The sequence below is a fragment of the Bradyrhizobium huanghuaihaiense genome, from assembly GCF_007830635.1.
Lineage (GTDB): Bacteria > Pseudomonadota > Alphaproteobacteria > Rhizobiales > Xanthobacteraceae > Bradyrhizobium > Bradyrhizobium huanghuaihaiense.
Genome location: NZ_VLLA01000061.1, coordinates 1 through 14424, shown reverse-complemented (window position 1 = coordinate 14424; position 14424 = coordinate 1). Strand labels below are relative to the sequence as shown.

The 14424-nt window shown below is 59.1% G+C and carries 9 protein-coding genes and 4 pseudogenes; 11 read left to right on the top strand and 2 right to left on the bottom strand.

What is annotated here, in order from left to right; genetic code table 11:
• The 4 genes and pseudogenes from IQ16_RS43725 to ltrA all read left to right on the top strand — a co-directional run.
• Positions 1 to 443: pseudogene (locus IQ16_RS43725) on the top strand (IS5 family transposase); the annotation flags it as partial.
• A gap of 1269 nt (positions 444 to 1712) precedes the next feature.
• Positions 1713 to 4079 carry an LPS-assembly protein LptD gene (locus tag IQ16_RS43715; RefSeq protein WP_223153708.1) on the top strand — a complete coding sequence of 789 codons (2367 nt, stop codon included), beginning with the start codon at positions 1713 to 1715 and terminating at the stop codon, positions 4077 to 4079.
• A 17-nt stretch (positions 4080 to 4096) separates the two neighbouring features.
• A complete protein-coding gene (locus tag IQ16_RS43710; protein ID WP_014497849.1) occupies positions 4097 to 4288 on the top strand; it encodes a hypothetical protein in 192 nt (63 codons plus the stop codon).
• Between the two features lie 507 nt (positions 4289 to 4795).
• The gene (ltrA, locus tag IQ16_RS43705; protein WP_074076608.1) at positions 4796 to 6109 is read left to right on the top strand and encodes a group II intron reverse transcriptase/maturase; all 1314 of its coding nucleotides are present in this window, start codon (positions 4796 to 4798) and stop codon (positions 6107 to 6109) included.
• Between the two features lie 243 nt (positions 6110 to 6352).
• Here the strand turns inward: ltrA and IQ16_RS47155 are convergent.
• A pseudogene (locus IQ16_RS47155) lies at positions 6353 to 6682 on the bottom strand (IS256 family transposase); the annotation flags it as partial.
• Positions 6683 to 6975: 293 nt separating this feature from the next.
• On the opposite strand from IQ16_RS47155, the gene IQ16_RS43695 reads away from it, so the two are divergent.
• The gene (locus tag IQ16_RS43695) at positions 6976 to 7713 is read left to right on the top strand and encodes a glycoside hydrolase family 12 protein (RefSeq protein ID WP_014497847.1); all 738 of its coding nucleotides are present in this window, start codon (positions 6976 to 6978) and stop codon (positions 7711 to 7713) included.
• Positions 7714 to 8408: 695 nt separating this feature from the next.
• On the opposite strand, the pseudogene IQ16_RS43690 reads toward IQ16_RS43695, so the two are convergent.
• Positions 8409 to 8615, bottom strand: a pseudogene (locus IQ16_RS43690) (IS256 family transposase); the annotation flags it as partial.
• A gap of 76 nt (positions 8616 to 8691) precedes the next feature.
• Here IQ16_RS43690 and IQ16_RS45445 point away from each other — a divergent pair.
• The 6 genes and pseudogenes from IQ16_RS45445 (at position 8692) to IQ16_RS45435 (ending at position 13963) form a co-directional block, all read left to right on the top strand.
• The gene (locus IQ16_RS45445) at positions 8692 to 8862 is read left to right on the top strand and encodes a hypothetical protein (protein WP_158646974.1); all 171 of its coding nucleotides are present in this window, start codon (positions 8692 to 8694) and stop codon (positions 8860 to 8862) included.
• Positions 8863 to 8978: 116 nt separating this feature from the next.
• Positions 8979 to 9119: a hypothetical protein gene (locus IQ16_RS45440; RefSeq protein WP_154694111.1), complete on the top strand. Its 141-nt coding sequence runs from the start codon at positions 8979 to 8981 to the stop codon at positions 9117 to 9119.
• 427 nt (positions 9120 to 9546) lie between these two features.
• Positions 9547 to 10127, top strand: a pseudogene (locus IQ16_RS43680) (IS6 family transposase); the annotation flags it as partial.
• A gap of 776 nt (positions 10128 to 10903) precedes the next feature.
• On the top strand, positions 10904 to 13222 hold the full coding sequence (locus IQ16_RS43670) for a S9 family peptidase (RefSeq protein WP_011084771.1): 2319 nt from the start codon (positions 10904 to 10906) through the stop codon (positions 13220 to 13222).
• A 205-nt stretch (positions 13223 to 13427) separates the two neighbouring features.
• Entirely contained in the window at positions 13428 to 13727 is a 300-nt protein-coding gene (locus IQ16_RS43665; RefSeq protein ID WP_011084772.1) for a transposase, read from the top strand.
• Between the two features lie 8 nt (positions 13728 to 13735).
• Complete coding sequence (locus IQ16_RS45435; protein ID WP_370091571.1) at positions 13736 to 13963, top strand: IS3 family transposase; 228 nt, start codon at positions 13736 to 13738, stop codon at positions 13961 to 13963.
• Positions 13964 to 14424: the final 461 nt, after the last annotated feature.

Here is a 14424-nt window from a genome sequence, read left to right as displayed (position 1 = left end):
CGGCGGAAAAGGGGGGAGCACAATCAAGCAATCGGCCGCTCGCGCGGAGGCCGCACGACAAAAATCCATGCGCTGAGCGATCCGCTCTGCCGGCCGGTCGTCCTGCATCTGACTCCAGGCCAGGATGCCGATATCGCTGCGGCTCCCGATGTCCTGGCGCTCGCGCCACCCATGAGCGTGCTCCTCGCCGACAAAGGGTATGATGGCGACAAGCTTCGCGGCGAAATCATTCGTCGTGGCGCCAAGCCCGTAATCCCCAATAAATCTAACCGTGTCGCATCCATCGCTTCAACAAACGCGCCTACAAAGGACGAAATGTCATCGAACGCTGCTTTGGCAGGCTCAAGGACTTCCGGCGCATCGCCACGCGATATGACAAGCTCGCCCGTAATTTTTTGGCCGCTGTTCATCTCGCCGCTCTCGTCGCATATTGGCTCAATTGAGTCTGGACCCTAGTGCAATCGTGCGTTCCACCAACTACCGATATCACTGCCAAGGACTCGATTGTCTGGTTCGGACCAATGTCCACAACCGGACGCATGTACCATGAACAAACCCGCTTGAGGATCTCCATCTTCGAGCGGCACGCAGCTTGCTTCGTTTGCGCAGGCGCTCGTTATTGGACAGGAAGGGGCAGCGGAGTGCATGATGCGATCTGGAGTTCGTCTTTGGGAAGCCACAACCATTGCGCTTCTAGCCCGCGGCAGGCCGGCCCGGCCGACTTTGGGCCAGCAGTGAAGCTGTGTCTGATCCTCTGGCACCAATCCGCAAACGGCGGAGCAGAACACAACATTGGCCTCTGGCCCCGACGGTTGCGTTATTCGCGGCTTCGGCCTGAGCCTTCCCATTCTGCACATCAACGGTTTCACCCGCTCGCGCTTCACCGCATGGCTCCCGGCCCGCATAATGGCCGTCATGCGCCGGGGGGCGTGAAACGGCCGATTAGCAAGCAGCTGGCATATTCGCCGCAACAACAACAGATCAGCATCCTTCGGAGTAGGTCGCAGCTGACAGATATCGGAACGACCCACGCGAACCAAGTGGCATGGTCGGCGGACCGACAGTTCGTCAAAGCTTTGGCCAATGAGCGCGGACTGCTCGTGTTCCTGATCCCTTTGCTGAAAAAGCTGCCGCCCAAGATCGCCTATCGGAGACGCGGAGTTTCTCCGCGATCGGCATTTCGCGCTCCGCCCATCGCGCTGCTGCTGCTCCTGGGCTCTCGCAGCTTGCTCCAGTAGCTGTGCTTCCAGGCATAGTTCGGTTCGGATGAACCTGATAACCCGTCAGATCAGCCATCACATGCTTCCGCAAACCTTCCAGCGCGACGCCTTCAGCACGAATTCCCTGGGCCGAAGCGAGGCCGACTTGAAGAGATTTCAGCGTAGCGGTTCGCGTCGATTGCCGAGGGTTTCTGCGCAACCGCAAGAGGGCTGGAGCCAGTGCCACGGCTCGATGCCGAGAATTTAAGGTAACGTGTTCACCATTTTCCTGCTCGCTGTTGTGGCTAGTTGTATCAGGACGTCAAGTAAGTGTGAGTTCATGCAACTGGAGACTTCGGTCTGGCCGCCAGTCTGCGTTGGCCGCTTCATCAGATTGTTGGCCTTGCTGACCCGACGGAAAGGTTAGTGGCTGTGGCTGCGCATCGTCACAAACTGACTGCGGTTGCGCCAGGGCACGATCCGTGGCTCTTCACGTCGCTAGTCTGCGACTGCTTGCTTGCCATAGCCGTTGTCATCGCGACTGGTTTCGGCCCCGTCGTAAAGGCATCGGCGCAGAACGTCTCCTACAATACGCAGCCGCCGCGTCCGAAGCCGCCGAAGGCCGCCAACGACAACCAGATGCTGGTTCAGGCGACCGAGGTCGTCTACGACTACAATAATTCGCGGATCTCGGCGGTCGGTAACGTCCAGCTGTTCTACAACGGCACCAGCGTCGAGGCTAACAAGGTCGCCTACGACCAGAAGACCAAGCGGCTCCATGCCGAAGGCAACATCCGCATGACGGATGCCGAGGGCAAGATCACCTATGCCGAGACGATCGATCTGTCCGACGACTATCGCGACGGATTCGTCGGTTCGCTCCGGGTCGATACCGCCGACCGGACACGGATGGCCGCAACGCGCGCCGACCGTTCCAGCGGCAACTACACCGTGTTCGAGAACGGCGTCTACACGGCCTGCGCTCCGTGCAAGGACGATCCGAAGAAGCCACCGCTCTGGCAGGTCAAGGGTGCCCGCATCATCCACGACCAGCAGGAGAAGATGCTGTACTTCGAGACGGCGCAGCTCGAGTTCTTCGGCGTGCCGCTCGCTTACATGCCCTACTTCTCGACGCCCGACCCGACCGTGAAGCGCAAGTCCGGCTTCCTGATGCCGGGCTTCACCTCGAACACGGGCTACGGCTACGGCGTGGAGGTCCCGTTCTACTGGGCGATCGCGCCCGATATGGACGTGACCTTCAACCCGCGCATCACCTCCAGGCAGGGCGTGCTGTTCCAGGCGGAGTTCCGCCAGCGCCTGATGGGCGGCGCCTACCAGATCCGTGCTTACGGCATCGACCAGCTCGATCGCGGCGCCTTCGCCGGGCAGCCCGGCGACCGCCAGTGGCGCGGCGCCGTCGAGACCAAGGGTCAGTTCGCGCTGAACGACAAATGGGTCTGGGGTTGGGACGGCGTCGTGATGTCCGACTACTATTTCTTCTCGGACTACCGCCTGTCGCAGTACCGTGACCCGCTCGGTTCGTTCCTGAACCTGCCGACCGACGCGGTCTCGCAGCTCTATCTGACCGGCGCCGGCAATCGCAGCTTCTTCGACGCACGCACGATGTACTGGCGGAGCTTCTCGGGCAACCAGGACAAGGTCCCGATCGTCTACCCCGTGATCGACTACTCGAACGTGCTCAACTATCCGGTGTTCGGCGGCGAGTTCAGCTACAAGACCAACTCCGTCAACCTGTCGCGTGACAGCGCCGTGTTCGATCCGATCACCACGCTCGCCAACACCAACAGCCTGTGCACGACGGCGTCGGCCGATCCGCTCGCGCGCACGCCATCGCAGTGCCTGCTGCGCGGCTTCCCCGGCACCTATACCCGCCTGTCGGCGGAAGCGCAGTGGCGCAAATCCTTCACCGACCCGCTCGGCCAGATCTGGACGCCGTTCGCCGGCCTGCGCGCCGATGCAATCAACTCCTCGGTCTCGAACCAGCCGGGCGTGTCGAACTACCTACCGGTCGGCGACACCCAGGCATTCCGCCTGATGCCGACGGTCGGCCTCGAATACCGCTATCCCTTCATCAACGTTCAGCCCTGGGGCTCGACCACCGTCGAGCCGATCGCGCAGATCATCATCCGCCCGAACGAGACTTATGCCGGCAAGTTTCCCAACGAGGATGCGCAGAGTTTTGTATTCGAAACGTCGAACCTGTTCAGCGTCGACAAGTTCTCCGGTTACGACCGCGTCGAGGGCGGCGGCCGCGCCAATGTCGGCGTGCAGGCCACCACGCAGTTCGACAAGGGCGGCGCGGCCAAGGTGCTGTTCGGCCAGTCCTACCAGCTGTTCGGCATGAACTCCTACGCGGTCCGGGACTCCATCAACACGGGCCTCGATTCCGGTCTCGACAAGCCCCGCTCCGACTACGTGGCGAGTATCGACTACTCGCCCAACCGCACCTACACCTTCAGCGTCCGCTCCCGCATGGACGAGCAGACCTGGAACGTCCAGCGTTTCGAGGCCGAAGGCCGCGCCAACTTCGATCGCTGGTCGATCAGCGTGATGTACGGCAACTACGCGGCACAGCCGGAGCTCGGCTATCTGACCCGCCGCGAAGGCATCCTCACCACCGGCTCGCTGAAGGTCGCGACCAACTGGGTGGTCACGGGCTCGGCGCGCTGGGACCTCGAGGCCAACGAGATCAACCAGTATGTGGTCGGTGCCGGCTATGTCGACGATTGCTTGGTGCTGGGATTGAACTATCTGAAATCCTACAATTATACGGTAGGCGGCGTGCCCCCCGTCTTGAATGAGACCTACATGCTAAGTATAGGTCTACGAACATTCGGGACGATCGCAATCGGCTTCTGAGGCACGGATAGCGGCGCATGCGGGTCACGTCGGGGGACGTCACCACCACGACCGAGGCGCGCAATAGCGGGCAGGCGGTCACGGCTGTGCTGGGAAAGCTCGAGTTCGACGAACGCGCAGAACTGTTCCACTTCAGCCATGTCGGTTTTGGGCGCGCGAGATCGCGGCTTTGGGTCATGACGTCAAACTGCTGCTACCTCAATATGTGAAGCCATTCGGTCCGCCCCGACGGCGCGTATTACCAGTGGAGGAAGGATCCACCCAGAGAGTTGTCGATTGATCTGGTAGCTGACGAGCGGTTTGGACGAGCAATCGGACGGATCGAAGCCTCGTGACAAAGGTCGCTTTAGGCGGCCGAGCAATCCAGCGGGCCGTAACGTGAGTGAAGCCTGAGCACGCCTCGAAAGTTACGATGTGAATGCCGACCCGATCGTATGGCGGGGAAGGCCGTGCGGACAGGGAAGCAATCGACGCACGCACCTGTCTGGTTCACCGGGGTAATGGGCACGGCACGTTGGAAAGGTAGTACGGGTAATCGGGGGAGACCCGTCTTGGTCGAAGGTCGCGCCTTCAGCATTGAGTAGTCGATGGACCGGACGGGAGTCGGACAGGGTCAAAGGTACCGATGAAACCGGGTAATTCCGGCGGAGGAAAGGACCCTGACTTCAGGTGCGCTTTTGAAGATGGCGAGGGAAAGGGTAGATTGGCGATGAGCCTTGAAACGCCCGATAAGATCAGGAGCCTTCAGAGAAAGAAAGCTTTATTGTAAGGCGAAGGCGGAGCCTGCCTTCCGCTTCTACGTGCTGTACGACAAGATCTGCCGCGAGGACATTCTGAGCCATGCCTACAAGCTGGCCCGCGCCAACGCGGGTGCGCCGGGAGTGGACGGAATAACTTTCGAACAGATCGACGCGTCGGGACTCGAAGCATGGTTGGCTGGCCTGCGCGATGAACTCGTCACGAAGACCTATCGGCCCGATCCGGTGCGGCGGGTGATGATCCCGAAGCCCGGCGGCGGCGAACGTCCGCTCGGTATCCCAACAATCCGGGACCGGGTCGTCCAAGCTGCTGCAAAGATCGTGCTGGAACCGATCTTCGAGGCGGATTTTGAGGACGGAGCTTATGGATATCGCCCGCGCCGCAACGCGGTCGATGCCGTCAAGGAAGTGCACCGGCTTATGTGCCGGGGCTACACAGATGTTGTTGACGCCGATTTGTCGAAATACTTCGACACGATACCGCACTCGGACCTCCTCAAATCGGTGGCCCGACGCATCGTCGACCGGAATGTGCTGCGGCTGATTAAGTTATGGCTGCGAGTACCGGTCGAGGAGCGGGATAGCAACGGGAAACGGCGCATGAGCGGCGGTAAGAGCAACAAGTGTGGCACGCCACAGGGGGGTGTCATCAGTCCGCTGCTCTCCGTCATCTACATGAACCGGTTCCTGAAGCATTGGCGTCTCAGCGGTCGGTGTGAAGCATTCCATGGCCAGATTATCTCCTATGCCGACGACTTCGTCATTCTCAGCCGCGGCCACGCGGAAGACGCATTGACGTGGACGAAAGCGGTGATGACCAAGCTTGGGCTGACACTCAACGAGACTAAAACCTCGGTGAAGAATGCCCGATTGGAAAGCTTTGACTTCCTTGGGTACACGCTCGGACCCCGCCACTTCCGCAATGGGGGGCGGTGGTATCTTGGCGCGGCTCCGTCGAAGAAAAGCGTGCTGCGGATCAAGAGGAAGGTCAGCGAACTGCTGACGCCGGGCAACAAGGGCGCTTGGCCCGAAGTACAAGCACGACTGAACCGCCTTCTGCGCGGCTGGTCCGCTTACTTCAGCTATGGCTCGCTTGCTACGGCTCATCAGGCCGTTGATCGACACGTCTTTGACCGCGTGCTCGCCTTTCTGCGCAGACGACATAAGACGCCAGGACGTGGCGTCAGACGGTTCTCTGATCAGATCTATGGGAACCCTGGCGTACTTGTGCTGAACCGCGTGCGCAAAGTGTCGCCGACGTGCGCCTTGTGACGAAACCTGTCGGAAAGCCGGATGCGGGAAAACCGCACGTCCGGTTTGATGAGCGGGGAGAGGAAACGGAACGCGCAACAAGCGCATCACCGCGCCTCTCCTCGACTCTACTCAAGCGCGGGAAGACTGATGCTGCCGACGCAGAGGCGATCAGCGAAGCTGTCGCGCGCAATACCATGCGCTTCGTCCCGGTTCGTCGAACACTGCAATCACGTCCGCTATCATGAGAGCATCGACAACCTCACTCCTGTCGATGTCTACTTCGGCAGGGCTGAGGCGATCCTTGCAAGCCCGCAGCAATTGGCTCTTCCATTCGGTCGTCCCCCATCGCGGGTGTCAAGCCGCGCACGCGGGACCGCGATTTTAATCGACCCGAAGCTACCGGTCAGCGACCGCGGCTGGCTGCCGTGTCGATGCCCGTAACGGGGCGTTCCCTCATGGCCGGCCTTCATGCCGCGTCCGTAGCGCGGCCGCGCAAGGGCCGCATCGAGCTCGCTGCGGAGCAATTCCTCTAATGAGTTCCCGCGTTGGTTTCCGCACCGCCGTTTCAACCGGATCGAACCAATTTCGAAAAGCTGCGGAGCCGTCTCTCTTTCACACGGCGGGGAAATGCATCTTTGTGACATTGCTGGTCATGGCATGGTCTCCGATCCGGCGCTCCAAACGGCGGATGATTCGAGGTTGATCACCTCAGAGACTACGCCGCTTTCAATTCCAACCAATCCTGCGGCGGGACCCTGTCTGAAATCCGCCAGCCTGTCGGGAACGCAACCCGGAGCGCGAGAAAAATAGCACGTCTGGCTCTGCGCATAATGGCCCAACTCTTGCGAGGGGCGAGCGGGCAAAGGTCAGGTTGGAGATTGAGAATGGCGAGCGTGTCAAAGCTAAAGGTGTTTGCGGCCCTGAGTGCGGCCAGTGTTGCGCTTGTGCCAATATCGGCAAAAGCTCCGATATGGAGTTCGAGCGCTCAATACGGGAGCTTTTCAATCGATGGCTACAGTTGGAACAACGACGTATGGGGCAGGGGCGCAGGACCCCAGACTATCTCGGTGAGTGCTGTCAACCAGTGGGGGGTGTGGTCGAACCAGCCTGATACTGGTGGCATCAAGAGCTATCCCCACGAGGGTTTCAATGTCGGCAAACCGCTCAGTTCGATCAACACTCTGATCTCGAACTTCAATCAGGAAGTTCCGACTAGCGGCGCCTGGGACGTCGCCTACGATATCTGGGATAGCTCAAATCAGTATGAGATAATGCTCTGGACGAATTACACCGGCAATCCCGATGGTGGCGGCAACGTCAAGCCCATTTCTTACAAGTACGCTTCTTCCGGGGCGGCGATACCGATCTACACAAATGTCGATGTAGGCGGAGCGACTTGGAACGTGTTTCAAGGAGAAAATCACCATAAGGTCATCTCATTCCTGCGCACTTCGAAGACCAACAGTGGGACGGTGGATATCAAGAGTGTCCTGCAGTGGATCAAGTCTAAAGGGTACTTTGGGGAGATAAACGTCGGCAACGTCCAATACGGCGTTGAGATCACCTCCTCTCCAGGTGGGATGAACTTCAACTTCAATAATTGGACCCTGACATCGAGGTGAGTACCCACGGTCGGTGAGGTGAAGTGGCCTCGGATTTTGGACCGGCGGCTCAGATGGTGCGGATGCCGTTTTGTTTTGATAAACGGAGACCATGAAGAAGAACGAGACGGAAAATCGAAGCAGCGCTGAAGGCAAAGATCGCCTTGGAGCCGCTGCGAGAACAATCAAAGGTGACGGATCTGGCGCTACCAGCGGTGGAGAGAAAATTACGTGAGGCAACAACTCAGTTCAGGAACATTTTCGGCCAGGCAATGCGACAGCTCCCTAGCAAACATGTGGAGCTGATCGCACCGGACGAAAATCGATTCGCACAATGCTCACGCTGCGTGGGCAGCCCGTCGGGGGCTGGGTGGTTTGTTGCGGGGGCGACGTCGAGAAGTGGACTCTTCGCCTAGTCGCCCTCGATCTTCGTTCGCAATCCCCCGAGGAGAGAAACATGTCGTGGGACGACCAGCAATTCTAACGGACGAAAGCTGTGCCGCCGCTCCTACCTTGCAGTGCGCCCGTTTTTCACAAGCTCAAAGAAATAGCGAGCGAAATACGCAATTTTGGATTTTCGCATCACCACCGAACTTTCGGCACTGTTCTTGAAACGGGCCATTCCGCACCTCGCCGAGTTGGGTGAGAACGATCAATGCCCGCTGCGCGACCTTTCGTGAGCGAAGGTAGCGGGAGATGTCCCGATCGCTGTTGAGCGCCGCGCTCGTGACGTGGGCAACGGGCTTGATCGTCATGCGATCGTGGTGAGCTTGAAGGGCCGCACGCAGAACCGACGATTTCTTATGCGCCTTCAATCATCGGAAACCCTTGTTGGCCTCGATCATGCCGGCCGCGACCCATCGCAAGGTCATACCGGCATCCCGCCGGCGTTTGACGTTGCGCGTGACCCGGCGAATGGTGCCCTGAAATGGACCCCGGTTTTGGGACGAGAGGCCAGGTTTGGAAAAGGGCCGCTCCGTTTGATCGACGGAGGGCATGATGACGAAGAAGACGCGACGGAAGATCGACGCGGTGTTGAAGGCAAAGATCGCACTGGAAGCGGTGCGGGAGCAGGCGACGGCTGCCGATCTGACCCAGCGCTATGAGGTTCACCGAACCAGATCTATGCTTGGAAGAAGCAGCTGCTGGACCAGGCGGCCCGGCTTTTGACGTGGGTGTCGGGCGCGAGAGCGAAGGAAACGCGCGAACGCGAGATCGAGAAGCTGCACGCCAAGATCGGACAAACTGACGGTCGAGCGCGAGTTTTTAGCGCGGAGGTCCGGAAGATGAGCACGCCGGACCGTCGAGGAATGCTCGAGCGCGTCGACCAGGCGCTGTCGATCCGTCGGCAATGCATGTTGCTCGGCATCGCCCGTTCTAGCGTCTACCGGCCGCTACAGCCGGCCAATTCAACGACCTTGCCCTGATGCAGCGGATCGACGAGCTGATCACCGCCTGGCCATTCCTGGGCTCGCGGCGAATGACCGCGATGCTGAGGCTGAGGGGCTTGCGGTCAATCGCAAGCGCGTGCAACAGTTGATGCGCAAGATGGGCATCGCCGCGCTGGGACCGAAGCCGAACACGACAAAGCCGGCGCCGGGCCACAAGATCTCTGTCCCGATCTGCTGCGCAACATGAACGATCGACCGGCCGAACCAGGTGTGGGCGGCCGACATCACGTATCTGCCCATCGGCCGCGGCTTTCTCTATCTCGTCGCCATCATCGACTGAGCGAGCCGTGCGGTTCTGGCGTGGCGGCTGTCGAATACGATGGACGTCTCGTTCTGCGTGGCGGCTCTGGACGAGGCGCGGCGACGTACGGCACGCCGGAGATTTACAACACCGACCATGGCAAAGGCGTTCTCCGATCGCATCCGCCAGCGCGCTTCCGCTCGCGGTTACAAATGGCATCTGGACGAGGTCGTTATTTCGATCGCGGGCGAACAACATTGGCTCTGGCGCGCTGTCGACCAGAATGGCTTCGTTCTCGACGTCTTGATCCAGCCCCGAAGAGACTCGCGCGCTGCGCAGCGGCTCATGAAGAAGCGCTTGAATCCGCCGGCACGCCGCTGCGCGTGATGATCACGGACAAGCTCCGTTCGTACGGCGCTGCGAGGGCGAGCATGGGCTTTCACGTCGGACATCGCCCGCACAAAACTCTCAACAATCGCGCCGAGAATTCTCATCGGCAGACGCGGCGACGCGAGCGGATCATGAAGCGTTTCAAAGCGCCCCATCAGGCTCAACGGTTTTAGTCAGTTCACGATCAGGTCGCGAACGTTTCCGCATCCCCTATCTCGGAGCTGTCGCCGCCGACCTCCGTCGTGCTTCGCGCGAACGAGCCTTTGCGACTTGGCGCGAAATCTCCGCGACAAGCGCTATCGCCGAATCTCGGACCTTTGAAAATCGCCTCCTTCGTCTCGGCGGTCGATTAAGTTGACGATGCCATCCATGCGTCGCCCACACGTTCTTCCTTGGCCTTCTTGCATCATGGCCGACGAAGACCGAGATGCAGCCCGCAAAGCTGATCGGCCGCTACGGCAGGACGTTCTGGTGTGTTCGAGGTCAGACATACGGCTTGCCTCAACAATCGCTAGCCTTGTCGCGTAAGCGACATAGCTATCGGAAGCCGTCGGGAATGCGCATCGCTTCGCTGGCATGGAGTCTGCTCACCACCAGGGGCGTAGAAGCGACGCCACGACATCGAACGTCGTTGCGGATGGCGCGCACATGTGTTGTTCGTGAGGTGATATGCGACCTGGAGTTCTTATACGGGGCGCGGCAGCAGTTACGCTTGCCGCTTGCGGTGGCGCGAATTCGGCGGATCTCGATCCAGCGGTGAAGGTTTCATCCGACACTGTGGAGCTGGACCGGGAATTATATTGGCGTGCACGGCGGTGGCGGCTATGCCGGACATCTTCAGTGACCCCTAGGCCCATCTATCTATGGCGACGTCGTCCATACCCCTGCATCCCTGGCCGGGGGCCAGAGCGGTGATCACAGCTTTAGACCGTGCCGCCCAGTCGCCCACTCAGGTGTCTGGGAGATCGGAGCCTGATTCTGGCCCAAGACTTGCGTGCAACGTTTAGGACGCTTTGTGCGCAAGGGTCAGTGCTGGGCTTTGGAGGAGACACTGAACGCAGCTGCGCCAATTTCGTGAGGTCAACCCCAGCCTCCGTTATCCCCACACAACGAGGACGAGTGAACGATCATGTACAAGCTCGGCGCTTTCATGCTTGCGCTGCTGGGTCAGCAGGGATTGGCAGCCGCGCAGGCTCCGGCCGACAACATTGCAAAGCCGCTGCTGGTGCCGTCCGATTACGAGCGAGCGCTAACGATCGGCGCTCAATATAACCAGCTCACTGTCAATATGCCCGACGTTCCGTTCTGGCTCGCAGAGGGCGAAGCGTTCGTCTACCGACGGACGACTCAAGGCAAGCACCAGTTCATGCAGGTCGATGCTGCCACTGGCGGAAAGCAGCCGGCTTTTGATCATACCCGCCTCGCGGCGGCGCTGGCCAGGGCAAGCCTCGAGAACTATAAGGCCGACAATCTGCCGTTCGACCGTTTCGAGCTGGCCGACGATGCTCGCATGATCACCTTCAACATCGACAACACCCGGTGGACATGCGACCTCGTAAGCTATGGCTGCACAGCCAATGCCATGCACCCGGACGTCCATCAACAGATGGGCTATGACCCCACTCCGCCCGCGGAGAACGATCCGGAGAACACAAGCATATCCCCTGACGGCAAATGGTTGGCCTATACTACAAAATACAATATCTTCCTGCGCAGCGAGGACGGCTTGCAGGACATCCCTTTGACCTGGGACGGATCGGAAGGCAACTACTATGCTTTCTCGACGCTAAGATGGTCTCCAGATTCGCGTCACCTCGCGGCTTACCGCATCCGTCCAGGCCACAAACGTCAGATCCACTACATCGAATCGTCCCCGACGGACGAGCTTCAACCTAGATATTCGACGATGACGTATCCGAAGCCGGGTGATGCCTTGCCGCTGCTCCAGCCGGTGCTGTTTGACATCATCATGCAGAGCAAGATTGAAATCGACAATGCTTCCTTTCCAAATCCCTACCACCTTTCGCCGATCAAGTGGTGGAAGGATGGTCGCGGGTTCACCTTCGAGTATAATCAGCGCGGGCACCAACTCTATCGACTTGTCGAGGTGGAAGCTGCTGCGGGTAAGGTGCGCTCTCTGATTGATGAGCGCAGCATTACCTTCATCGATTACCAGCCTCTGGTGATGGACCAGCAGAAAACTGGAAAGTTCTTCCGCTACGACGTTGAGGACGGAAAGGAGATCATCTGGGCGTCCGAGCGCGATGGATACGAGCATCTGTACCTCTTCGATGGCCGAACCGGCGAGCTCAAAAACCAGATCACTAGAGGAGATTGGGTGGTTCGCGCGGTCTACTACGTCGATCCGGTCAAGCGCCAGATTTGGTTTGGTGCGAGCGGGAGGGACAAAGGGGAAGATCCCTATTTTGTCCATGCTTACCGTGTCGACTTCGATGGGAACGGACTGACCGCGCTCACTCCTGAACCGGCCAACCATCACATTGAGTTTTCGCCTAACGGCCGCTACTATGTCGACCTGTGGTCACGCATCGATGTCCCGCCGCGCTTGGCGCTGTATCGCGCCAGTGATAATGCCGAGCTGATGCAGGTTGAGAGCGCCGATATCTCGGAACTCATCGCCTCCGGCTGGCAGCCGCCCCTCAGCTTCCATGCCAAGGGCCGGGACGGCGAGACCGATATATGGGGGGTTATTCACAAGCCCCTCAACTTCGATCGAAACAAGAGATACCCGGTGGTGGAAAACATCTATGCCGGCCCTACGGGTTCTTTCGTTCCGAAGTCGTTCTCGGCCTTGGTTGAGCCGCTCACCCAAATGGGGTTTATCGTCGTTCAGATCGATGGAATGGGTACGAACAATCGCTCGCGCGCGTTCCACGACATTGCCTGGAAGAATTTAAAGGACGCCGGCTTTCCCGATCGGATTCTATGGCATAAGGCGGCGAGCGCGAAGTATTCATGGTACGATATTTCGAACGTCGGCATTTTTGGCGGGTCCGCCGGCGGGCAGAACGCGGTGAGCGCGCTGCTCTTCCATTCTGATTTTTACAAGGTGGCGGTGGCTAACAGCGGCTGTTACGACAACCGGATGGACAAGATATGGTGGAATGAACAGTGGATGGGTTGGCCGGTTGGTATCGAATATTCGCTGTCCTCCGCCATCGACAACGCCCACAGACTACAGGGTAAGTTGATGCTCGTTGTCGGCGAAATGGACCGCAATGTCGATCCGTCCTCTACCTTCCAGATGGCTGATCGGCTCATCAAGGCAGGAAAATACTTCGACATGCTTGTGGTACCCAGTGCAGATCACGGAGCGCCCGGCAATTATAGCGAGCTCAAGCTTCTGGACTTCTTCGTTCGCAATATTCTTGGGCAGATACCACCTAACTGGAACGCCCTACCGATTGAGCTGCTGAAACCCAATTAAGGGCCATGATTGCGCGAAGAGCTATCATCATTTAGGTCCAACGCCGTGGCGACTCGAACGAGCGCCCTCCGATTTCGCTTGTCTCTCAGCATTAGTAAGCAAAAGCACAGTCATCTATGACTCTTTGGGAGTTTTGGGACAGGCGCTGAACCTCCTCCGAATGAGTGGACACCTGTAGTAGGCTCATTGAGCCCGGAGGTGTCGAATGGAACGTCAACGTCGGTCATTTACCGAGGAGTACAAGCGCCAGGCCGTCGAGTTGGTGGTGTCCAGCCGTCGCACGGTCACGTCGGTGGCCAAGGAGCTCGGTCTGCGCGACTCGGTGCTGCGGCGCTGGGTCGACAAGCTCCGGCAGGAGCCGGCATCGGCGAGGTGGCGCCCCACCACGCAGGTGACGCCGATGTCGGCGGACCAGGCTTCGGAGATCGCCCGGCTGCGCCAGGAGACCGAACGAGCGCGACATTTTAAAAAACTGTCCAGAGCCGTTGCACGCTGCGCGGGTTAGAAACAGCCTTGTGCTATTCTCTGCGGCCGGGAGGGCAGCGGCCGTCAGCTTATTGGAGGCGCAATAGCTTCTTCCATACCTTGAAGACCGAACTCGTTCATCATCGCAACTACAAGACCCGCGCCGACGCCCAGCGTGATATCTTCGCCTTCATCGAGGGCTTCTATAACCGAACAAGGCTCCATTCCGCCGTGGGATATATCGCCCCGATCGAGATGGAGCTAAACGTCGCCTAAACCCGTCTAATTTTTTGGGGGAAGATCATACGGGACATTCACCGTTCAGCTGTTGCTGCCGCTAGCACCCCTGCCGGTTAAAACTCGACGGCGTTCTCAACATCGAACCAAGCATTGGGCCGAGGCTCGTCAGCTTCTCGGAAGCTAGCGCCCCATTCTGAGATCTCTGGACACTTGACCAACGCAATGCCTTCGAAGCGGCTCTTGGCTCGGCCGGTAAATTGCAAAGGTGAGTGTCGATTTCGCCGGGCTGTTGTTTTCGAGCGCGTCAATCAGCTTCTCGAACTGAACCCTCCGTAGCTCGCGCGGAGGATCCGAGCTTAGCTCGGAGGTTGAGAAACCTCTACGTTCTCCAATGAGCGTGGTGAGTCGATCGTTAATAAGCCGAATTGGGCTGAACTGGACAGTTGAGCGTTGGCCAGAGTGAGAGCAGGAAGAGGGACAAAAGGTCTCTGAGCCAA